At 45.5% G+C, this 21111-nt stretch carries 16 protein-coding genes; 7 read left to right on the forward strand and 9 right to left on the reverse strand.

Annotation, left to right across the window (positions count from 1 at the left end; all coding sequences use genetic code 11):
• Positions 1 to 35: 35 nt before the first annotated feature.
• The 3 genes from E5260_RS04285 to E5260_RS04295 all read right to left on the reverse strand — a co-directional run bounded on the left by E5260_RS04285 (position 36) and on the right by E5260_RS04295 (position 5051).
• Entirely contained in the window at positions 36 to 590 is a 555-nt protein-coding gene (locus E5260_RS04285) for a cysteine hydrolase family protein (RefSeq protein ID WP_003642674.1), read from the reverse strand.
• Between the two features lie 436 nt (positions 591 to 1026).
• On the reverse strand, positions 1027 to 2778 hold the full coding sequence (locus E5260_RS04290; protein ID WP_003642676.1) for a 1-deoxy-D-xylulose-5-phosphate synthase: 1752 nt from the start codon (positions 2776 to 2778) through the stop codon (positions 1027 to 1029).
• A gap of 269 nt (positions 2779 to 3047) precedes the next feature.
• A complete protein-coding gene (locus E5260_RS04295; RefSeq protein ID WP_025015667.1) occupies positions 3048 to 5051 on the reverse strand; it encodes a Na+/H+ antiporter in 2004 nt (667 codons plus the stop codon).
• A 221-nt stretch (positions 5052 to 5272) separates the two neighbouring features.
• Here E5260_RS04295 and E5260_RS04300 point away from each other — a divergent pair, with 221 nt between their 5' ends.
• Positions 5273 to 6292, forward strand: a complete 1020-nt coding sequence (locus E5260_RS04300; RefSeq protein ID WP_003642679.1) for a Gfo/Idh/MocA family oxidoreductase — start codon at positions 5273 to 5275, stop codon at positions 6290 to 6292.
• A gap of 225 nt (positions 6293 to 6517) precedes the next feature.
• Positions 6518 to 7495 (forward strand): Gfo/Idh/MocA family protein, encoded by a 978-nt coding sequence (locus E5260_RS04305; RefSeq protein WP_024971624.1) that lies wholly within the window; start codon positions 6518 to 6520, stop codon positions 7493 to 7495.
• A gap of 95 nt (positions 7496 to 7590) precedes the next feature.
• On the opposite strand, the gene E5260_RS04310 is transcribed toward E5260_RS04305, so the two are convergent.
• The gene (locus tag E5260_RS04310) at positions 7591 to 8454 is read right to left on the reverse strand and encodes a MurR/RpiR family transcriptional regulator (protein ID WP_003644694.1); all 864 of its coding nucleotides are present in this window, start codon (positions 8452 to 8454) and stop codon (positions 7591 to 7593) included.
• Positions 8455 to 8614: 160 nt separating this feature from the next.
• Between E5260_RS04310 and E5260_RS04315 the strand changes: the two genes are divergently transcribed.
• Positions 8615 to 9553 carry a LacI family DNA-binding transcriptional regulator gene (locus E5260_RS04315; RefSeq protein ID WP_003642682.1) on the forward strand — a complete coding sequence of 313 codons (939 nt, stop codon included), beginning with the start codon at positions 8615 to 8617 and terminating at the stop codon, positions 9551 to 9553.
• 18 nt (positions 9554 to 9571) lie between these two features.
• The gene (locus tag E5260_RS04320) at positions 9572 to 10342 is read left to right on the forward strand and encodes a Cof-type HAD-IIB family hydrolase (RefSeq protein ID WP_003642683.1); all 771 of its coding nucleotides are present in this window, start codon (positions 9572 to 9574) and stop codon (positions 10340 to 10342) included.
• An 86-nt stretch (positions 10343 to 10428) separates the two neighbouring features.
• Here E5260_RS04320 and E5260_RS04325 read toward each other — a convergent pair whose 3' ends face one another.
• Positions 10429 to 11325 carry a ribonuclease H family protein gene (locus E5260_RS04325; protein WP_003642684.1) on the reverse strand — a complete coding sequence of 299 codons (897 nt, stop codon included), beginning with the start codon at positions 11323 to 11325 and terminating at the stop codon, positions 10429 to 10431.
• 147 nt (positions 11326 to 11472) lie between these two features.
• Positions 11473 to 12429 (reverse strand): nucleoside hydrolase, encoded by a 957-nt coding sequence (locus E5260_RS04330; RefSeq protein ID WP_003644692.1) that lies wholly within the window; start codon positions 12427 to 12429, stop codon positions 11473 to 11475.
• 199 nt (positions 12430 to 12628) lie between these two features.
• On the opposite strand from E5260_RS04330, the gene E5260_RS04335 reads away from it, so the two are divergent.
• The gene (locus tag E5260_RS04335; protein WP_003642686.1) at positions 12629 to 13189 is read left to right on the forward strand and encodes a nitroreductase family protein; all 561 of its coding nucleotides are present in this window, start codon (positions 12629 to 12631) and stop codon (positions 13187 to 13189) included.
• Between the two features lie 20 nt (positions 13190 to 13209).
• Positions 13210 to 14094, forward strand: coding sequence for a polyphosphate kinase 2 family protein (locus tag E5260_RS04340; RefSeq protein ID WP_003642687.1), 885 nt, complete (start codon positions 13210 to 13212; stop codon positions 14092 to 14094).
• Between the two features lie 122 nt (positions 14095 to 14216).
• Here E5260_RS04340 and E5260_RS15600 read toward each other — a convergent pair whose 3' ends face one another.
• The gene (locus tag E5260_RS15600; protein ID WP_182482029.1) at positions 14217 to 15929 is read right to left on the reverse strand and encodes an Ig-like domain-containing protein; all 1713 of its coding nucleotides are present in this window, start codon (positions 15927 to 15929) and stop codon (positions 14217 to 14219) included.
• A 273-nt stretch (positions 15930 to 16202) separates the two neighbouring features.
• Positions 16203 to 16964, reverse strand: a complete 762-nt coding sequence (locus tag E5260_RS04350) for an alpha/beta hydrolase (protein ID WP_003642691.1) — start codon at positions 16962 to 16964, stop codon at positions 16203 to 16205.
• Positions 16965 to 17087: 123 nt separating this feature from the next.
• On the opposite strand from E5260_RS04350, the gene E5260_RS04355 reads away from it, so the two are divergent.
• On the forward strand, positions 17088 to 18083 hold the full coding sequence (locus E5260_RS04355) for an NAD(P)/FAD-dependent oxidoreductase (protein WP_003642692.1): 996 nt from the start codon (positions 17088 to 17090) through the stop codon (positions 18081 to 18083).
• Positions 18084 to 19197: 1114 nt separating this feature from the next.
• On the opposite strand, the gene E5260_RS04360 is transcribed toward E5260_RS04355, so the two are convergent.
• Complete coding sequence (locus E5260_RS04360) at positions 19198 to 20991, reverse strand: glycerophosphodiester phosphodiesterase (protein WP_003642695.1); 1794 nt, start codon at positions 20989 to 20991, stop codon at positions 19198 to 19200.
• Positions 20992 to 21111 lie beyond the last annotated feature (120 nt).

Raw genomic sequence — 21111 nt, forward strand, 5'->3', positions numbered from 1 at the left:
TTCGTATTGAATGAGTGATTTTTATTGCGCATTTTTTAAACGATGGTTGCACCTAAGCTGTTTTTGAAGTGACGCAACGCCCATTCGTGACCAGCGGCGTCAAAACTAGCAACGGCATCCTGATGAATGACGAGTTGGTAACCCAAATTATAGGCGTCAACAGCCGTGTGAAGGACACAAATGTCGGTACAAACACCGACTAAGTGCAGGGTGTCAACATGGCGTTCTCGCAGACGTAAATCCAAATCAGTACCCGCAAATGAACTGTAACGCGTCTTGTCGAATGCCCAAACATTATCGGCGGCTTGATGATCAGCGTACCAATCTTTGAGTGGCCCATAGAGTTCACGACCCCAGGTACCCCGAACATTATGAGGTGGAAACAACTTGCTTTCGGGATGGTAAGGATCATGCGGGGTATGGACATCGGTTGGCAGTAAGACCCAGTCGCTTGCCGTAGCCATTTGGTTGGCGAGTTTGACGATCGTTGGTGCGAGCGCTTGGCCAGGTTGCCCACAAGTGAGTGCCCCGCCGTCAGCCACAAAATCATTCGTATAATCAATAATCAGTAAGGCTTGGTGACTTGCCATAATAAAGGCCTCCAATATTAGGTTTGAGATTGGTTTTACTGTAAACAACTCTGATGGGACTGTCAATTGTTTAACTAGCGTTGGATTGACTAAATAATTATATTAATGAGATTTGGAGCTATAAGGACAGCAGCTTGCTGAAAGTCTTTTCTGAACAATAAAATATTAATAATATTTTGTGGCCGACCAAGGCGCCAGGTATTGGGCGTTAATATAAATAATTGCGAATGGCGACTTATTAGCCGGCGTTCTGTTTGCTAATTGCTGATTTTTGCCCCAAATTGGCACAGTAGCCGCCGTCCTGTTTTCCCAATCGTTAAACTGAGATTGGGTTATTGTCAGTTAAATATAAAAAGTCTAGCCAGCGTGTTGAGTTCGACAACATGCTGGTTAGACTTTTGATGGGTAAACGAAAGTTGAGTCGCTGGCCTGATGATTATTCTGCTAGTTGATCAGTAATTGCCGTGACAATTTGGTCAGGGGTCAGCTTAAATTCATGTCGCAGTTCATTAGTTGTTTCACGGTCATTAAAGCGTTTGGCAGCACCAAAGTTCAGAACGTGCATAGCGCTGTTGCCATAGTAGCGACTGACTTTTTCACCAAAACCACCGCTGAGACTGGCTTCCTCAACCGTGACAACTAACTGATGGTCGGCCTTTAAGTTGGCCAAAGTCGTCGTATCGGGGTCAGAAATGTCCCGGGGATCAATGAGCGTCGCGTCAATGTGTTGCTCAGCTAATTGTTGTTGCACGGCTGTTGCTAAAGGCAGGAGACTGCCTACACCGAGTAAAGCAACTTGCTGACCAGCGTGTAATGTGTGCATCTTAGTTGCGTCAAAATCAGGCGCTAGAGGTACTGACTGGACGTCATTACTTGGTACCCGGATGGCAACCGGACCGTTATTTTGATGGAGAGCCCAGTGCATCATGGCTTGAAGTTCTTCCTTGGTCGTTGGCGCTAAGTAAGTTAAGTTAGGAATATTACTGAGCATGGCAACGTCAAAGATACCTTGATGAGTTGGATCGCCTGCGTTAATGCGGCCACCGGCAACCATGATCGTAACGGGCAATTTATTGATGCCAAGATCATGGGATAGTTGATCATAGGCCCGTTGCAAGAAGGTACCAGAATGGAAGACGATTGGCCGTAAGCCTTGTTGGGCCTGTCCGGCAGCAAATGTAATCGATTCTTGTTCGGCAATGCCGACGTCAAAGTACCGGTCTGGATATTGGCGAGCAAAGCGTTTGAGGTCATAAGTTCCTGGAACAGCCGCCGTAATTGCCGTGATAGGCGTCTTGGCTGCTAACTCATCGGCTAACGTGGCATGAATGACATCCGTATACGTTTCCTTGGTGTTGGGATGCAACGTCTGACCGGTCGCTAGGTCAAACGGCACGTGCCAGTGGAAAGCTTCTTTATTAGTGATCGCGGGTTGATAGCCGTGACCCTTTTCGGTATGGACGTGCAACACGATTGGGTGGTCAACATCCTTAATTTCCTTAAAAGTCGTTAGCATGGTCTCAAGGTCGTTACCATCATCAACGTAGCGATAATCGAGGCCAAAATCTTTGAACAAGTTATGGGAACTCGTGCCGTTAGTTTCGCGGAGTTCACGGAGATTTTGGTAAATGCCACCATGGTCTTCTGCAATTGCCATGCCATTATCGTTAACCAGAATAATGAGGTTAGACTTTAAGGTGGCCGCGATGTTTAGACCTTCCAATGCTAAACCACCGGATAATGAGCCGTCACCAATCACTGCCATGACATTGCCTGTTTTGCCCTCAAGGTCACGAGCAACAGCCATGCCAGTTGCCAAGGCAATCGAGGTTGAAGTATGACCAATATTGAAATAGTCGTGGGGGCTTTCTTCTGGGGCAGTGTAGCCGCTGACATCATTATAATGAGCGAGGTCAAGCCAAGCTTGCTTTCGGCCCGTTAGAATCTTGTGTGTGTAGGATTGGTGTGAAACATCCCATACAACCTTATCAACTGGTGAATTAAAAATGGTGTGAAAGGCAATGGTTAATTCGACTACGCCCAAGTTAGGGCCAACGTGACCACCAGTTTGACTAACTTTATTGAGTAGGACGTGACGTAACTTGCTTGCGAGTTGTGTTAATTCCGGCAAGGATAATTGTTTCAGATCGGCCGGCTGATCAATGCGTGCTAAAATCGGTGTTTCCATTATCTATCGCTCACTTTCTCATTCATGAATACTTTTATAGATTAGCACCTTAGAGCCACTCTAAGACAAGTGTTTTGTTTCAAAAATATCATAAAAAATGACGCCGACAAGTTGTCAGGCGTCATTAGGTTACCATGGTCACAAGATTGGGGGGCTTGTTGAGACGTTCAGTTGGCAGTTCGACCAATGGTACAACGTTAGTGTAACGGACCCGATGCCCAAATAGTGGTGTGGACAGTTGGTCACGTTATTGACATTACTAAACGAATTTAGTCGGTATTGATCGATTGCAAGTAAACTAACTGATCAGTTGAAATTTGTTCATAGAGTTGGTTACCAAGTTCTGAGCTGAATGTTTTATTGGCTAATTGGGTCTGAATGAAGTTATATTCCAACTGGAATGCTTCAATTAGAAGCTCATTTTGAGTTTCCTGGAAATCCCGTTCACCAGATAGGCGGCGATGACGTTCATCATAGGCGCGGCGAACAATCCCGATAGCTTGCTGATTGTCAGCAGTAATCGTGTCGGCTAAATAAGCTAACACGGCCTCATACGGCTTTTGTTCGATCTGTCGCATTTGTTGCCACATTTGCCGATTACGAGTCATGAGCTCAGTTCGACTCTGACCACCACGGGGCCGGTATTGTCGGAACATTTTACGTCGGGCACGAGCTTTTTTGCTGAGCGACCATTTGCTGAGTGTAAACTGGAAAAATAATTTCAAGCGTTCGAAGAAAGTTTGTTGATTCTGCAGACGCGTCTGACTAGCGACGCGCATGTACTTTTCGGCGGCATGGGGCGTGATTTCATTGTTGGCAACCATTTCATCAATAGTGGTTTGTTCAACTTTGAAAGTGGCGTCGAACAAGCTCGCCAGTTGCGAGCGCTTAGGACGACCATCTAGTACTCGTTGGCCGGACAGAATCGCAATCACTTTACTAGTGCCAGCATTATTACCATGGCGTGCTTGCATGAGATCAATAGCGTGAGTTACCATGTCAGCTTTGGCGGTTGCCAATTCATCTTCAGTGACCTTAACAACTTGTTTTGGCAACGTCAACGGTAACAAAAGTGTTGGCACCAGCAGACTAGTTAGAATGACCACTGCGGCAACGAAAATAATATCGTTGCGATAAGGAAAAGCACTGCCATTGAGTGTTAGTGGTAATGAAAAGGCCATCGCCAGCGTAATCGTGCCGTGAACGCCGCTCAGACCCATCACGAATGCATTACGGGTCTTTTCATGATTATCCCACGCGCGAATACGGGCTAAGTCGAAGCGCGTCCAGAGAAAACGGGCGAACGTCATGATTAGGTAGAGCAAGATTCCCAGACCGACTAATACCGCGACTGAACTAGTATCACGTTGCTGTAAGTGGTTGATGACACTTGGCAACGACACACCTAATAACACAAAGACAATACCGTTCAAAATACTAGCCACGATTGACCAAGTCGTTGTCATCACGATTTGTAGCCGGGAAGTGGTCAACCGTAATTGATCGGACTGGACACCATGAATGAGACCGGTGGCAACAACAGCCAAGATACCGGAAACGCCTAATGATTCAGCTAAGAAATAGACGACAAACGGTGTCAGTAATGTGTAGGGGACGATCACAGAAGGTGTATCGACCCGCATGCGAATCAGCATGATCCTGACAGCAACAATGATATAACCGATGATTAGGCCGACGAAGATTCCACCGGCAAAAACATATAAAAAGTTAGTGACTCCGTGCCAGACCGAAAACTTACCAGTGACGATCGCAGCAATCGCTAAGTTAAAGGCCACGATTCCGGAAGCGTCATTGAACAGTGATTCATTTTCAAGGGTCGTCATGACCTCACCTGGAATCGCAACTTTAGTCGTAATCGATGAGACCGCGACGGCATCGGTTGGCGTAATAATAGCGCCAAGGGCAAAAGCAAGTGCCAGCGAAAACTCGGGAATCAGTAAGTGAGTGACCGTACCAACAATTAGGATGGTCACGATGGCTAACACTACCGAAAGCGAAAGGGTCGTGCCAAACTGGTGACTGAGCTTGCGAATGTTGGTGTTTTGGCCATCGTTAAACATTAAAATCGAAATAATGACGAATAGGAAAATTTCAGGTTCCAATTCAAAATTTCGATACAATGGAATCAGAGACAAGATTAACCCAGCCCCAATTTGTAAAAAGGCGACTGGAATTTGATTGAAACGTGCGTAGACGGCGTTAGCAACGACGACAGCCGCGACGAGTAATAAGACTAAGAAAACGGTTTGCAAACCAAATTTCCTCCTAGATTTTGTAAAGTAGTTTAATTTTAACGCAATCATATGAATAAAAGTATTATCTGCAATGATTAATTTGGGGCTGGACCTAATGTTTAAAAACAGACCGATTAGAAGTTAATTATTGAACGTTTTGACCTAAGGTATGTCATTAGCTTGGCGTGACGTTCTAAGTCAGTATAATGAAATTATCAACTTAACTGGAGGACATCGCGATGTTAACAATTGCTTATATCGGCAACGGTAAGAGTGCTAACCGCTATCACTTACCATTTGCACTGAAACTCAAAGATCAAATTAAGGTGAAGACCATCTATTCACGTTCAGGACGTCAGAATTGGCAACCAATTGCGGACGTGCATTACACGACTACGTTAGCAGATATTTATGAGGACCCTGATATTCAGCTCGTAGTTGTTTCAACACCTAGTCATACGCACTATTCGGTAGCTAAGGATGTCTTGAACCATGGTAAGAATGTCTTGGTGGAAAAACCATTTACGGAAACATCAGCGGAAGCCCGCGAACTTTTTGAATTGGCTAAGCAAAAGCATTTGTTTATTCAGTGTTACCAGAATCGGCGCTTTGATTCGGACTATTTGACGACACAAAAGGTCATTGAAAGCGGCGTCCTCGGTGACTTGCTGGAAGTCGAAATGCACTTTGATTATTTCCGGCCAGAGGTTCCAACCAATGTTGACCATTTTTCATTAGATACGAGTTATTTATATGGTCATGCTTGCCATACTTTAGACCAAGTGATTGCATACTTCGGGGAGCCGGATGACGTGCACTATGATGTTCGGCAACTATTGGGAAGTGACCGGATGAATGATTATTTTGATATCGATCTGTATTACGGTGCCTTGAAAGTCTCTGTAAAATCTAGCTATTTCCGCATTAAATCACGGCCGAGCTTCGTGGTTTATGGCAAAAAGGGCATGTTCGTAAAGGCGACTAAGGATCGTCAGGAATACGATCTGAAACATTTTTACATGCCGAATCACGCTGACTTTGGCATTGATCAACCTGAAAACTATGGCACGTTAACTTATATCGACGATGCGGGTCAGTATCACGAAGAGGCAGTCGTTTCGGAAGTTGGTGACTACAGTCGGGTTTACGCCGGCGTTTACGACAGCATCATCAATGGACAACCCAAGTTAGTCAAAGATGAGGAAACGTTGTTGCAAGTGAAAATGTTAGAAACTGGTATTCAACAATGCCGACATTAGCGCTTCTTGCGTGTTGCACTAGCCCAGCTATTGGTACGTGTCAGCTTTAGATTGTTGTTCGGCTACCGGTGCGCGTCCTAGGAGGTTGGTGCCAATTGTTGGCGGTCGGCGCAAGCCGACGCTGGCTAAGCATGTTTACGTAAACTTGAGCTTTTTTCAGTGGGCCTTAGCTGGTTGCATTTGGCCGGTATTAATTCGTTAATATAAATTATGAGGAGGATTATGATGCGATTAGGAATTTTAGGAACAGGCAAGATTGTTCAGGACTTCTTGCCAATGGTGAAGAGCATTCCCGCGATTGAATTGGTGGGATTGCTGTCAACGCCGCGGAGTGTGGCGCGAGCACGCGAGCTGCAAGCCACGTATCGTATTGGAACGGTCTACACAGATTATGCAGCTTTGCTAGCCGATACGACAATTGATACAGTGTACGTCGCTTTGCCGAATTCGTTACATTATGGCTATGCGAAGCGGGCATTGCAAGCGGGGAAGAACGTCATTTGTGAGAAGCCGTTTACGTTAGTGGCATCCCAGTTAACGGAACTAATCGAATTGGCAGGTCGCCAAGACTTAGTGTTAATCGAAGCAATTACGAATCAGTATTTGGAAAACTATCAGGCAATCAAACGTGATTTGACCAAGTTGGGCGACTTGAAAATTATCGAATGCAACTATTCGCAGTATTCATCACGTTATGATCAGTTTAAAGCCGGAACGATCTTACCAGCTTTTAATCCTAAGCTTGGTGGGGGCGCCCTGATGGACTTGAATATTTATAATATTCATTTTGTGGTTGGCTTGTTAGGCGCACCAACGCACGTGCAGTATTTAGCTAATGTTGAACGAAATATTGATACATCAGGCATCTTAGTGTTGACCTATCCGAATGTTAAAGTCGTTTGTATCGGTGCCAAGGATTCGACTTCACCGGTACGTTCCACGATTCAGGGGACGACTGGTTCGATCATTGTCAACGGTCCTACTAATACGGTCGAAAGTATCACTGAAATTGCACATGATGTAACGACAACTGATTTAGCGCTTAATCAAGCTGAGCATCGGATGTATGCTGAGTTTGTGGCGTTTGAACGTCTTATTGCTAATCACGATATGGTAACCGTTAAGCGGCAATTAGATCATTCCCAAGCGGTCATGGAAGTTGTTGACCAAGCGTTAGCGAGCGCGGGATTGCAATTGGGCTAATGCGTCGTTGCTAACGTGGCTGCACAATAAATAGAAGATATTGTAAAAAGCGTGTCCTAGAAACTGTAGGACGCGCTTTTGAGTCGTTAGATGTGTTATTTTGTGGTGAGCGGGCCGTCCTGGATTAGGTGCTGTTTTTGTCGCAGGTCTTGTAAATGGTGATGAAAATCATGTGCATACATGACTGCGAAAAGACTGTCTAAGACGTATTCAAACGCCGCTTGGGATGCAAAAGTACCGATTTTGGCAAAATTATATTCACTCTGAACGGTGAGCAAGTGCTGGGTCGCTTGACTGATGAGTGGTGATTGTGGATTACCTGTTAGGACAATCATGGGAATTTGATGAGCGTGAAAATAGGTGGCAACTTGCTGATGGATTTTAGTAGTACCAGCATATGAAATAATCAGAGCACAATCATCAGCTGTTAAGTTGGCTGCGTTCCAGGATTCGTCAGCATATTCTTCGGCGATTATAGCAAAACGATTGATTTTGACGAGTTTATTTTGAAAACTACGGGCCCGTAGTTGTGAGTCACCTTGCGAGAAGATAAAGATTCGTTTTGATCGCGTCAATAAGTCAGCAGCTTGGGCTAATTGGTTCGTATCAAGTTGCTGCTGGGCTGTCTGAATGGCCCGAATATTCAAGGCGGCCATCTTTTGGCTGATTGTGGCGACCGAATCTGTCGCCGAGAACGGAAAATTGGCATCCACAGTGGCGGCTTGATGTGCCTGGGCAATGCTTTCGGCAGTCAATTTCCGTTGGAAATCGCGAAAGCCCCGGTAGTTCAATTTTTGGGCCAACCTAATGATTGCTGAATGGGATGTGTACGTCTTAGCGGCTAGGTCTTTGATCAGAATAGTTGGCATTTGATCTAGATGTGCCAGAATATAGCTACTGATCCGCTGTTCAGTACTAGTAAAGTCTGACTGTTGTTGCAAGGCAATTAATATTGACATGTCATCGACCTCCATAGTTAGTATCATACGGTTAATATTGGAAAAAAGCGACGATTATCATAAAACTGAGTAAAATCAGCTTGACCTGGTACCGGTTTCATAAATTATGGTAATTATATGAAACAACGTGGTATCATCAATTGAGAGAGGAAGTTCTGTGATGACGAATATACATGATATTGCGCGACTATCGGGTTATTCCGTCTCGACAGTCTCGCGGGTAATTAACCATCAGAAGTACGTTGCGGATGATAAACGGGCCAAAGTTGAGGCTATTATGCAAGAACTGGATTACGTACCTAACCGGGTCGCTCGTGATTTAAGTCGGGGGCGGACGAAGACAATTGGCGTGGTACTACCGTATGCGAATCACCCGTATTTCGCACGGGTAGTTGATGGTATCGTCAGTGCAGGCTTTGCGGCGGGTTATAAAATCATGTTGCTACCGACTAATTATGATATGACGATTGAACGCCATTATTTAGAAGACTTAAGAAGTAAAGCCTATGATGCGCTGATTTTTACGTCACGTAGTAGTTCACTGGATACACTGGAACGTTACCGCAAGTATGGTCAAATCGTCTGTTGTGAAGATCCAGGTGATGACCGGGCATTGGCCGCAGCTTATACGGACCGCATGGCTTCATATGTTACGGCATTACGGTGGGCGAAGCAACAAGGTTATGCGACGATGGGCGTTATTTTGAGCCGTAATAACGTCATTAGTGCTAGTACACGGGTTACGCGGCGAGCCTACCACGAAGTATATGGTCAGTTGGATGACGAGCGACTCTATACCGGTGCTGCCACTTATGAAGACGGTTACCACGCTGGTAAGTATTTTGCCAATCAAGCGTCTCGCGTGGCCGCGATTTTTGCAAATGGCGATGATATTGGGGCGGGCGCCTATCAATATTTTATGGATCACGGGTTAGCCCCCATTCCAGTGATTGGGCAGGAGAACTTGCTGACGAGTCGACTATTAAAGTTTTCGACGATCGACCATCATCTAGAATCATTGGGTCAGTCAGCATTTCGATTGGCAATCGGCAAGAGCCGTACCCATGAATTGATTAAATCAGAATTTATCCCGCGATAACTTGGAGGAGCAATTAATATGGTAGCAAGATTAGCAGTTTTTGACATTGATGACACACTATTGGCTCGCAATAAGCAATTATTACCGAGCACCATTGAAAGTATTCAAGCACTTAGAGATGATGGGATTCATGTAGCCATCGCCACGGGTCGCAATTTAGCGATGGCCCGGCCAGTTATTAATGCCTTACAATTACAAGATTATGTACTGTGCAATGGTTCAGCAGCGTTTGCTGGTCGCCAACAAATTCATCAACACACCTTATCTAAAGACAATGTTGGCAAATTGGTTGCGGCGGCGGATAAACAGAATATTGATATTGTGGTCGAATCACTGGATGGGCTACATATCCACACACATCCGTCCACCACGACGCGCCAGGTGTTGAACACGTTTCGGGCACCTGAGTTGGATTATGCCCCTGATTACTATCAGCACCATGATGTGTATCAGGCCATGATGTTTTACCCGGATGTCCAAAATCGATTGTTGCCGCATCCAGATGAGTTTTCCTTTGTTCGTTTTCATGAACGCGGGGTTGATATCATTCCCAAAGTGGGATCTAAGGCGCAAGGAATTGCAAAACTGGCAGCGGCACTTAATGTCGATTCGAGTAACGTTGCGGCCTTTGGTGATAATGATAATGACCGAGAGATGATTCAGAGCGCCGGTATTGGGGTCGCTATGGGTAACGCGAAAGCTGAGATTAAAGCATTAGCAGACATTACGACGACCGATTGTGATCACGATGGCATCGCCAATGGACTAAAAAAAATTGGTTGGCTATAAATTTTAATGAAATAAAACTGTGATCCAAACAGTTGACTTGCGGAATTCGGTTCCAGCAATCAGTATGTTGGGGTCACAGTTTTTGATTAGTTATCGCGTAGCATCTTCTTGATTGCCGCTACTGAACGGGCGACTTGTTCGGGATCAACTGGCTTTTTTTCAGCTGGTGTCGAGCGTACAGTGGCCGATTGATTAGACTTAGTTGGTGTTGGGTTCGACATAGTCGGCTGTGGCACACTAGTTTTAGCTGGCTGTGGACTAATTTTAGCACCAGTCGAGGCTTGGGCCGGCTGACCAGCGTGCATTTGATCCATAGTTTGATTCAACAAATGATCGACAAAGACATTGCCCTGATTGGTAGCGTGGCCCTTAGTCCAGCGGTAATTAAGTGCAGTGAATGCTGGAAGCAACCGGTCGACTTCACGCCATAACTCAGCGTTAACTAACGGACCATTGCTGCGTTTCCAGCCGCGTCGTTTCCAACCAGCCAGCCAGCCCTTAGTGACTGCGTTGAGGACATACTGTGAATCAAGTACGAACAGAATCCCAGTCTTAGTTTGGCCAAGCTGTTGCAATTGTTCAAGAGCTCGTAAGAAGGCCATGATTTCCATGCGATTATTGGTGGCACCCCATTCGCCGGCAGAGTCAGTGACGAGTTGGTCGGGCATTTCAATCCGATAAGCCCAGGCAGCCTTATCATCTTGGTGCACGTGCTGACCGGCAACGTTTCCGGTATTTCGCGAACCGCCATCAGTATAAACAGTAATGGCTGCGTTGACCGGCGTTTGATTAGATATTGATTTTGAGTGAGCTAGTCGGGTTGGACTGGCCTTACCAGCCATAAAATCCTGAGCGTCTTTCTCGCTTGTGAAGCTCTTGTACTGTGCTTGTGGATAACCGCTAACTTGCTTTTGAGTTTCGGGCCAGGTGCGGTAAATACCAGGTTGGCGTCCCTTACGAACAGCGTAATATTTTTGTGCCATGGCGATACCTACTTTCTGAATGGTGATACTGCTAATTTAACATAAATTGCCGGGGAAAAATGAAAAATTAGCAGACTTGTAAATAAATAATAACAACCGGATCACGGAAGCGAACTTCTGTGATCCGGTTGCCATGATGAAATATAACTAATGGGCTTTAAATAATGTCGTCAGGTAATTCATGAATGTCTTCAAATAACGATCCTTGTCGACCGTTAACGCAACCGTGACGTTAGTTGGGTCATTGAGTCGCGCAGGGTCACCAATTGTCCGGCCATAATCTTCACCACTAGCCTGGACGTACATATTCAGGTCTAACGTGGTGACAAAACTTGGATCGAGTGAAACGCCGACTGCCAGTGGATCGTGTAAGGCACAACCGTGTAAGTCAGGACTCGTAATATCGTAAGCCGCAATGTAATAGTCAACAATGTCAGCAAATTTTTCGCCCGCAGTTGTCTTTAAGTCCCGCCATTGTTGTGTTTCAGTCTTGGTTAATAATGTCCGTAACGTTACGTCGAGTCCGACCATCGTAAGAGGCATCGTACTGGTGAAGACGGCGTTGGCCGCTTCGGCATCTTGATTAATATTGGCTTCAGCGTAGTGACTGACATTACCTGGAACAGTCAGTGCACCACCCATTAAGGTCACATTACCAATGGTGCTGGCAATGTCTGGTGCTTTTTCGAGTGCTTCGGCCAAGTTGGTTAAGGGACCGGTTGGCACTAGGGTCAGATCGGCGCCATATTGGTGAACGGCATCAATTAAGAAGTCGACACCGGACTGCTTTTCCACGGCGCGTTTCGGTTCAGGAAGGTTCACGTCGCCGATACCGTTCATGCCATGAATCTGCTGTGAAATCGGCATAACGTCAAAGTGTTCCGTCGTACTGGAGTGGGGTTCACCTAGAAAGACGGGTACGTCAGTGGCACCTAGTAGTTCTAGAATTTGTAAACTGTTAATCGCCGCCTGATCCACTAGGCAGTTCCCATAAGAACTGATAATCCCAATTAAATCAACGTCGGGTGCACCGACTGCGTAGGCAATGGCCATTGCGTCGTCAATCCCGGTGTCTAAGTCTAAAATCATTTTACGTTTTGCCATGTAAAACATCCTCCCTGATTAGGTCTGAAGCGCTATAAAGCTATGTTTTAATTGTAAACGTTTCAGCTGATGCTGACAACGGCTAGCGGCGAATTAAATTAACATTGAACAGAAAAATGTTCGGAAATATTTCACGACCACGCTTACTGGCGAAATGTTGAAGGCTGTTTTATACTGACAATTAAGGAAGGTGAAGCTGATGACGACGAATAGTCCATTAGAAGCAATCATGAATGCGCGCCATTCGGTTCGGCAATATGACGGCCAAACTAAAATTGGGCGTGAAGAAATGGGCGCGATGTTACAGACCGCATTTTTGGCACCAACCGCATTGAATCAACAACCGATTCGGGCGTTGGTGATTGAGGATGCAGCCTTGCGACAATGGTTGTGTGCCGCGACTGGTAATACCAGTCAGTTAACTACGGCCAGTGCCGTCGTCTTATTTGTGCTGGATCGTGAAAATCAACATCAAGCGCCAGCGTTTCAGGCCAGTCAGGGGCAACAATTTGATACTGGTGACGAGACCATTGGCGCCCTAGATGCTGGCCTGATTGCGATGCAATTTATGTTAGTGGCTAAAGATCATGGCTTTGATACGAATCCGATGACCGGGTTTGATGCTGCCGGATTCACGTCTATTTTGGAACTTGACGCCCAGCGGTATCGGCCACTATTGCTCGTTTCAATTGGCAAAGCGGCCGTTGCTGGCAAGCCAGCAGATCATCAACCGCTAGCGACATTAGTTGATTATCGATAATATTGAGGGGAAGCTAGAACGTGAATTTTGAAAAGCACTACCGATATACTGGAAAGCAAAAATTAGGATTAACTAAATTAGCAACGGCGGTTGATCCAGAATTTGAAGACGAAAAGGTCATCAAGGCGCAAATCGCCAAGAATATTAAGCAACTGACTGAACTGCAAGGTAAGTTATATGCACAAGACCGATTTGGTGTTTTAGTCATTTTTCAGGCGATGGATGCGGCGGGTAAGGACAGTATGATTCGCCATATCATGAGTGGGGTCAACCCCCAAGGCTGTGAAGTCACATCGTTCAAGCAACCAACTACTAAAGAAATTGCGCATGATTATTTATGGCGAATTCATGATCGGGTCCCCAAACGCGGCATGATTGGGATCTTCAATCGGTCGTATTATGAAGACGTACTTGTTAGTCGAGTCCATCCGGAAATTATTGTGAATGAGCACGTCGGTGAGATTAACGATAAGAAACAAGTGGATGATGCTTTTTTTGAACGTCGTTTTAACGATCTTCGGTACTTTGAAGATTACTTGCAACACAACGGCTACTTAGTGCTCAAGTTCTTCTTACACATGTCAAAGGCGGAACAGAAGCAACGTTTTATTCGCCGTATTGAAATTCCAAGTCACAACTGGAAATTCTCAGCTGCCGATATTCAGGAACGGCAGTATTGGGATGATTATCAGCGTGCTTATGATGATGCTATCACCAAGACGGCTACTAAAGCGACACCGTGGTACGTCATTCCGTCGGATAGTAAGTGGTATTCGCGGCTCTGTGTTTCGGAAATCATCAATCAACGCCTGTCGGAATTGCCATTAGCGTATCCCTCACTGGATGCGAGTGCGCAAGCACAATTAAAAACGGCGCTGGAGCAACTAGATCGTGAGACCGACTAACAAAGTATCGCGCAGTGTTACTAGCAGCAAGTTGAAATTATAAAAAATGAGCTACTCACACCGTTGATCGTCAGTTCAACGCGACGTGAGCAGCTCATTTTTTTGACGGTGTGACAAGCTAATTATGAATGCCGATGCTTAGTTCGGCGTGTCAGGACAAAAGCGCTACCGAGTAATCCAATCAATAAGGCGAGACCGATAGCTACTGACCAACTTGCCGAGTGTTCGTTAGTTTGTGGCAACGACTTATTCATCGGTGCTGAGCCTGCAAAAGCTGTAGCTGCCGATGCTGGTAAGGGATTAGTTGCCGGAACCGTTGTGGCGGTCGTGTTAGTCGAATTTGTCGCTGGATTGGCAGGTGCTGACAGATTACCACTGACGCTTGGTTCGGGGGTCGATGGAGACGACTCATTTGGAACGGCTGGAGTGACGGCCGTTGGTTTTTCAGGTGTTACGGTTCCTGGATTGGTGGGCTTAGGACCACTCGGCTGTTCTGGTGAGACGGTACCCGGCTTTTCTGGTTCAGTGATTCCGGGTTTCTCCGGTTCAGTAGTCCCAGGTTTTTCTGGTTCAGTGACCCCGGGTTTCTCCGGTTCAGTAGTCCCAGGTTTTTCTGGTTCAGTGACCCCGGGTTTCTCCGGTTCAGTAGTCCCAGGTTTTTCTGGTTCAGTGACCCCGGGTTTCTCCGGTTCAGTAGTCCCAGGTTTTTCTGGTTCGGTGACTCCGGGTTTCTCGGGTTCGGTAGTCCCAGGTTTCTCTGGTTCGGTGACTCCGGGTTTCTCGGGTTCGGTAGTCCCAGGTTTTTCTGGTTCGGTGACTCCGGGTTTCTCGGGTTCGGTAGTCCCAGGTTTCTCTGGTTCGGTGACTCCGGGTTTCTCGGGTTCGGTAGTCCCAGGTTTTTCCGGTTCAGTAACTCCTGGTTCCTCATCTTCATCGGGATCTGTTGGTTCCGAAATACCTGGATTTTCGGGAACGTCCGGTTCGGTGACTGGCCGTGAAATCGTGGCTGTCGCGGATCCCTTGTTGCCGTTCTTGTCAGTATAGGTGACATTATTTTCAAAAGTTGCGTCGCCAGTGGGTTCGTTAGTCTTAGTTTGGTAGGTCAAAGCTAACTCTGACGTAAACGACCCTGTGGCATTAAACGTCAATTGATTACCATTCACGCTCGTATTGACGGGAATAATATTACCTGTCTCATCGCGTAGGACGGCGCTGCCATTGACATACGTTTGGTTCGGACTCAACGTATCAACAAAGGTGGGATCGACGAGCTGATTGTTATTAGGCAAGACACGAATTGTCCAGTTGATCCGCCGTGGATTAGCTTCGTCAGCCCATTCAGCTGATTTCTCTAATAAAATTGGGGCTAAGTTACCAGGATGACTAGGAACGGTTCCGAAGGCGTCCAATTGAACAAACCCTTTCCGATTACGTGGTCTGGTTTGATAGGCCTGATTAAATGTGACGAGACCCGTATGTGCGCCGGCAGCAATGAAGAAGGTTCCGATGGTACCTGCAGTGATTCCTTTCATTGGAAAAGCCTCGTCATGCGGAATACGAACGTTTTCGGGGACTTGGAAAGCCATCGTGTCGCCCGCCTTGATCTTGAGGTTATCAGGGATGCGCCAGTTGTAATTGACTGTGTATTCTTGGTCTTCTGGCAATTGTGCATCGTGAGCCATTATCTTGCCCTTACTATCTTTGATAACCGCACTATTAACATCGTTGCCCGTTGCTTCAATTACGTTGCGGGCCTGACTAACTAAGGGTGGCCCGAACATCAAAAAGAAAATTCCAGTAAGTGCTAATAATAACCATCGCCATTTTTTGCGCATGGTAATCGCCTCCATTTAAGATATACCCATACATTACCACCGTTGTACATAAAAATCGCTGACAAAACACCGTTTGCTAGCTTAACTAACGGTATGCGGCCAGATTTAGCAGACTTTTTTGTGATTGCGTTATTAACTGATATGTGATGTTTTAGGATACCAGAAAAGACACCATTTGCCATCCCATCCAAGGGACGTAAGGGTGTCCGAATCCTGTTAAATTAGAAGTGTGGCGTGCTTCAGGTTGATTGGCAGCACGCCTCGATGAATTGATCAGTTGCCGTACAAGAACTGGATGATGAGTAAGTCGACCTGTGGATTGATATGCAACATTGAGTGGCTGGCGGTCAGGGGACTACCGTGAATGATTTGGGTTTTTGGTGACCAACCAGCTGCCAATAATTGATGGCTGAATTTAAGTACGGCTTGTAAATTGACGCCGCCATCACCACTTGTATGCCAAACATGGCCGGCAATATTCAATATCGGCAAGGACCGTGGTAACCGGTTTAACTGCTGAGTGGTCAAGCCCGGATAGGTCGAGCCAATGGTCACAAACTTATTGATTTGTGCGCGCTGGGGGACTTGCGCTGTCAGATAATCAAAGATGATATTACCTCCAGATGAGTGACCGACAGCATTGTAGCGGGTCACGTGGTAGCGTTTTGCGAGCCCTTGCATGACAGTAGCAAACTGCCGAGCTTGACGTTTCGCATGATGATTATCGGCAAAGATAACCTGAATCGTTGGGTTGTTTTTTAGTGGTCCGAACTGTTGGACGGTCACGTGGCCGGCGTGACTAACATGGACGACCAATCCTTTCGTCATCAGGTGTGCCGCGGTTAAGCGGTGCACAAAGCCGTCGGTAGAAAATGCGCGCGCGTAATCGCCACCGACGAAGATGGTCGGAATACTCGTTTGGGCGACCCGCGTTTTTCGTAATGGGGTCAAGCGATGTTGCCAATAGGATCCAATCCCTACGACCAGGGTCGCACTAATAATGGCCATGATTTTAATAATTTTAATTCGTCGCATCACTGATCCACCTCGCCTTTGAATCCTATTATAGTCGAATTAGTAAAAATTGCTTTTGCAAACCTTCGCCGAATCCACTAGAATGAGAAGCAATAAGTCTACATAGAAGAGAGCTGGGAAACGATGAGTGCAGAATATGATTTAACAATTATTGGTGGTGGCCCGGTCGGCATGTTTGCAGCCTTCTATGCTGGTATGCGTAATGCACGGGTTCAGTTATTAGAAAGTCTCCCCGAATTAGGGGGTCAGGTTCAGGCTTTGTATCCTGAGAAGATCATTCATGACGTTGCGGGATATCCGGCAATCAAGGGCCGCGAACTGGTGGCACAACTTGAAAAGCAACTCACACAATTTCCAATTGACATTCAATTGGCGAGCCCGGTGACGGATGTCACGGGAGCGATGGGTGATTTCACGATTACCACGGCGAGTGGACAGCAGTCACATTCCAAAGCGATTATCGTAGCGACTGGGAGTGGGGCTTTTGAACCCCGGCGCTTAGCAGTCGATAATGCGGCTGAATTTGAGAATAAGCAATTATTCTACCACATTCCAAGTGTCAAGCAATTTGCGGATCGAACGGTACTAGTTGCGGGTGGTGGCGACTCAGCCATCGATATGGCCTTGATGCTTGAACCCGTTGCTAAGCACGTTTATATCATGCATCGGCGTGATCGGTTCCGTGGGATGGAACACAATGTGGACTTGTTAAAAGCGTCTTCCGTTGAAATCAAGACGCCATTTTTGATTAAGCAACTTGCAGAGACGGCTACCGGACAGTTACAGCTGACGATGAAAGAGGTTCGCGGCACAACTGAAGAAACATTGGCCGTTGATGATTTGATTGTTAACTATGGCTTTATCGCGGATAATAAAGTCATCCGAAACTGGCACGTGACCCCAACCATGGCCCACCGACTCATCACCGTTGATACGGAGATGAATACCGACGTACCTGGGATTGCGGCTATTGGTGATACGGTGACTTACGCGGGCAAGTTAGGCTTGATTGCCAGTGGCTTCGGGGAAGCTCCTAACGCGGTCAATCAGTTAATGATGACCTTGTATCCCGAACGACGGAGTCCACTGCATAGTACGACCGTGTTTGAAAAAATGTAAGTTTAAAAGAGCTGCGATATAACTGGCGCTATACAAGCAAATGGGACGAGAAACCGAATCTTGGCTTCTCGTCCTATTTGCTTGTTCCTTTAAGAACCCGCTTTATTGGCGGCCTGTTGTACCATGAAGTGGTAGAAAGGCAAATGTTTTTTTCAATCTAGATAGCTTTGGTGTGTCTTAAAATAAAAAAACAACCGGTCGCTCCGACTAAACTTTTACAATGTATAAGTTTGTACAAAAAAATACACAAAATTTACTGAAAATTGATAACGATAAAGAAACGCTGTTGTTAAGATAAATTCGTAACATACTGCCTGTTGTTAACGTAGAATTTGAGAGGATGATTCTGTTTATGGCAAAAGGTTCCATTATTGATGGTGTGTTAGTTTAGATGATTAGATTTTATATGTCACTAAGTGTTGTGAAGCATACGATACTTTATTTGTGTTTTATTTTTCTATTACTGTATTTAAAAAAGCGTTATCCAGACAATGTAATTATCGGTTTTTTTTAAAAATACGGTGGTGTTTTATTAATAGTATGCTTCATTTACATTTTATCGCAATTTGGATTGCCGGTTACCGCAATCGATGTTCCAATAGTTCTTGGAATTTTAGGTATTTCGGTTGTTGTGTTGAGACACAAGCAAAAGTAGGACGAACTGCTACCAATCTGTTGCTTACGGAGTCATGATAACTCATGGCTCTTTCTGGTTTTTATCTAATATTGACGTCCCTGATAACGTACTGTCATCAAAGGACTTCATGGTTCAGACCCTGTTTCTGGGTCATTCCATATGAGCACCTAATTGGCGGTAAAAGTATTAAAAATCAGTGGCTGATCAACTATCGGCATTCGTGCGCTTTAGAAATTAAAATGGCAGATAACCCGGAGCGCTGAGCACTTTAATACAGTTTTTTACCAACATCTCAATCACCGCGACGGCTAATCAGATCAAAAAAAGCGCTATCCAAATGCACTTATGCATTCAGATGGCGCTTACGATTCGTCATCAGCTGGAAGTCACTTTTTCAGCAACGACATCATTCAGAATTTTCGTGGTTGCTGAATGATTTATGCACTCGCTGTGACAGCAACTTTGAAATAATGTGGATTACTCGTTGCTAGTTAGACTTAATTCATTCATAAAAGTCAATAAGAGTTTGGCATAGCTGGGATGGTCGGTGTTGCTCTTAACTTCTTGCTGCATTTCCGTTAGATTATCAGTGACTACGCCGGTGACGCCCATGAACATCATTTGATCCATTTGGTCCGTATTATCAATGTCCCAGGCGTAAACCGTCTTGTGATTGCGGTCAGCCTTGTCAACGAATTGGTCGTTTAATGTGGTGACCTCCATGGTGTAGCCGTTCGCGACTGTATGCGGGAACGTGAGATTATAAGGCAAGATGTAACTAACGAATTGTTTTTGATCTAAGCGTTTCAAGTCACGCATGACTTTGAAACTAAGCGTATGGACTTGGTCATGATGAGCCAGTAGGGTCGCACCATAACGATCGATGAACCGTTTAGTATCGGCGGCGGTGTAAGCCGAGCTGGTCTTGATTTCGACTAATAGTTTTTGATGATGCTTGTGAGCCGCTTTCAGGTAAGCATCGAAACTTGGAATCTTTGCCTGATAGCCATTTTCACGAACAGTAATTTTTTCTAGTTGTTTTAATGTTAATTGAGATGGCTTTTTCTTAACGCCAGCTAAGGCTTTTAAGGTTGGATCATGCATGACAACGAATTGATGGTCCTTGGTGACTTGGATGTCCATCTCAACGTAATCCGGATGTTCCTTGCTGGTCTTGATCAGTGCAGGAATTGTGTTTTGCACGCCGTTTCCGTTATCGACGCCGCGGTGGGAAATCATGATTGGCTTGGTAATCACTAGTCCATTTAAGTAGACTAAATTAACGGCAACTAGCAAACTTGTCGCTAACAGCAAGCCAATTGCAACACTCGCCCGGGTCAATTTGCGCAACCGTGGTGCCTCGTTAAAGTATTGCGGTTGTTGGCGGAGGAGTGTAAAGTCTTGACGATAGCAAACAATAATTAACATCATGAAGATGGCCGTGGTATAACAAATAATAATTTCGGTGATTGCTTCCATGATAAAGAGATTAACAGTGGCAGCGGCCATGGCAAAACTTGTTTTATCGAATTGAAGCTGGGCTACGTAAATCAACGTATAAATGGTCGTGACGATCAGAAAAATCATGAATAAGGTCACAATCATGGTCCACAAGTAGCGCCAAAGATGGTGGCGCGTTTGTTGCCAACTACGAGTAACGGCCGTTTTCCATGGAAGCCGATCGACAATCATTAGCGGTAATAGGCTAATTAGGCGAATTCCAAGGTAACCAGCCAGTAAGTAGAAGCACCCCAAGCCGAGCGTCATCCACGGGTTTTCCATGAGATAGCTGACAATGAAGGCTGGAATTTTGGCCTTGTTGAGTAATGGTGTTGTAAAGATGAAACTTCCAAATGGCAAAATCACAATAAAGTAGCCGATAAAGAATAAGAAAGTGCTGGGTGAGGTGCCAGTCAGACTAGTGACCGTTGACCGCAAGACCGCGCGCACAGTTTGTGGTCGGCCACGAAAGATATTCATAATACCCAGTAGCAGAAAGGCAAATTGCCAATAAACTAAAATAATAATGGCTAATAAGATCGCCACCATACCGAGTGCGGCCAGTGGTTGGTGAATAATAATACTACCGATATTCGTGTACGAGACATAACTGACCCGTTGCCACTTGAGTAACATTTCTAGCACCCAATTAAAAAAAGGAATTGCTAGGTAACTAATGACCAAATTGGTACTAAATATCAGGGCAACGTAACTGCCCCAGTTCTTATAAAAACGGCGGGTACTATCCCACCAAAAACGCCAAGCGCCCATGCGTGGTGCCTCCTCCCTTGATCCGGCATTGACGAATCAAGTCATTATTAATTTTATTGTAACACGCATTGTGTTAGTTATTTTTATCTAAATAATTGCTTAGATTAGTCACTCTAGGAA

The sequence above is a fragment of the Lactiplantibacillus plantarum genome (assembly GCF_014131735.1).
Lineage (GTDB): Bacteria > Bacillota > Bacilli > Lactobacillales > Lactobacillaceae > Lactiplantibacillus > Lactiplantibacillus plantarum.

Bases quoted from the DNA above. Each gene is read 5' to 3' on its own strand.
- E5260_RS04355 (WP_003642692.1), top strand. From the start codon at position 17,088: ATGAGTGCAGAATATGATTTAACAATTATTGGTGGTGGCCCGGTCGGC.
- E5260_RS04300 (WP_003642679.1), top strand. From the start codon at position 5,273: ATGTTAACAATTGCTTATATCGGCAACGGTAAGAGTGCTAACCGCTAT.
- E5260_RS04335 (WP_003642686.1), top strand. From the start codon at position 12,629: ATGACGACGAATAGTCCATTAGAAGCAATCATGAATGCGCGCCATTCG.
- E5260_RS04360 (WP_003642695.1), bottom strand. From the start codon at position 20,991: ATGGGCGCTTGGCGTTTTTGGTGGGATAGTACCCGCCGTTTTTATAAG.
- E5260_RS04350 (WP_003642691.1), bottom strand. From the start codon at position 16,964: ATGCGACGAATTAAAATTATTAAAATCATGGCCATTATTAGTGCGACC.
- E5260_RS04315 (WP_003642682.1), top strand. From the start codon at position 8,615: ATGACGAATATACATGATATTGCGCGACTATCGGGTTATTCCGTCTCG.
- E5260_RS04305 (WP_024971624.1), top strand. From the start codon at position 6,518: ATGCGATTAGGAATTTTAGGAACAGGCAAGATTGTTCAGGACTTCTTG.
- E5260_RS04330 (WP_003644692.1), bottom strand. From the start codon at position 12,429: ATGGCAAAACGTAAAATGATTTTAGACTTAGACACCGGGATTGACGAC.
- E5260_RS04325 (WP_003642684.1), bottom strand. From the start codon at position 11,325: ATGGCACAAAAATATTACGCTGTTCGTAAGGGACGCCAACCTGGTATT.
- E5260_RS04290 (WP_003642676.1), bottom strand. From the start codon at position 2,778: ATGGAAACACCGATTTTAGCACGCATTGATCAGCCGGCCGATCTGAAA.
- E5260_RS04310 (WP_003644694.1), bottom strand. From the start codon at position 8,454: ATGTCAATATTAATTGCCTTGCAACAACAGTCAGACTTTACTAGTACT.
- E5260_RS04285 (WP_003642674.1), bottom strand. From the start codon at position 590: ATGGCAAGTCACCAAGCCTTACTGATTATTGATTATACGAATGATTTT.
- E5260_RS04320 (WP_003642683.1), top strand. From the start codon at position 9,572: ATGGTAGCAAGATTAGCAGTTTTTGACATTGATGACACACTATTGGCT.
- E5260_RS15600 (WP_182482029.1), bottom strand. From the start codon at position 15,929: ATGCGCAAAAAATGGCGATGGTTATTATTAGCACTTACTGGAATTTTC.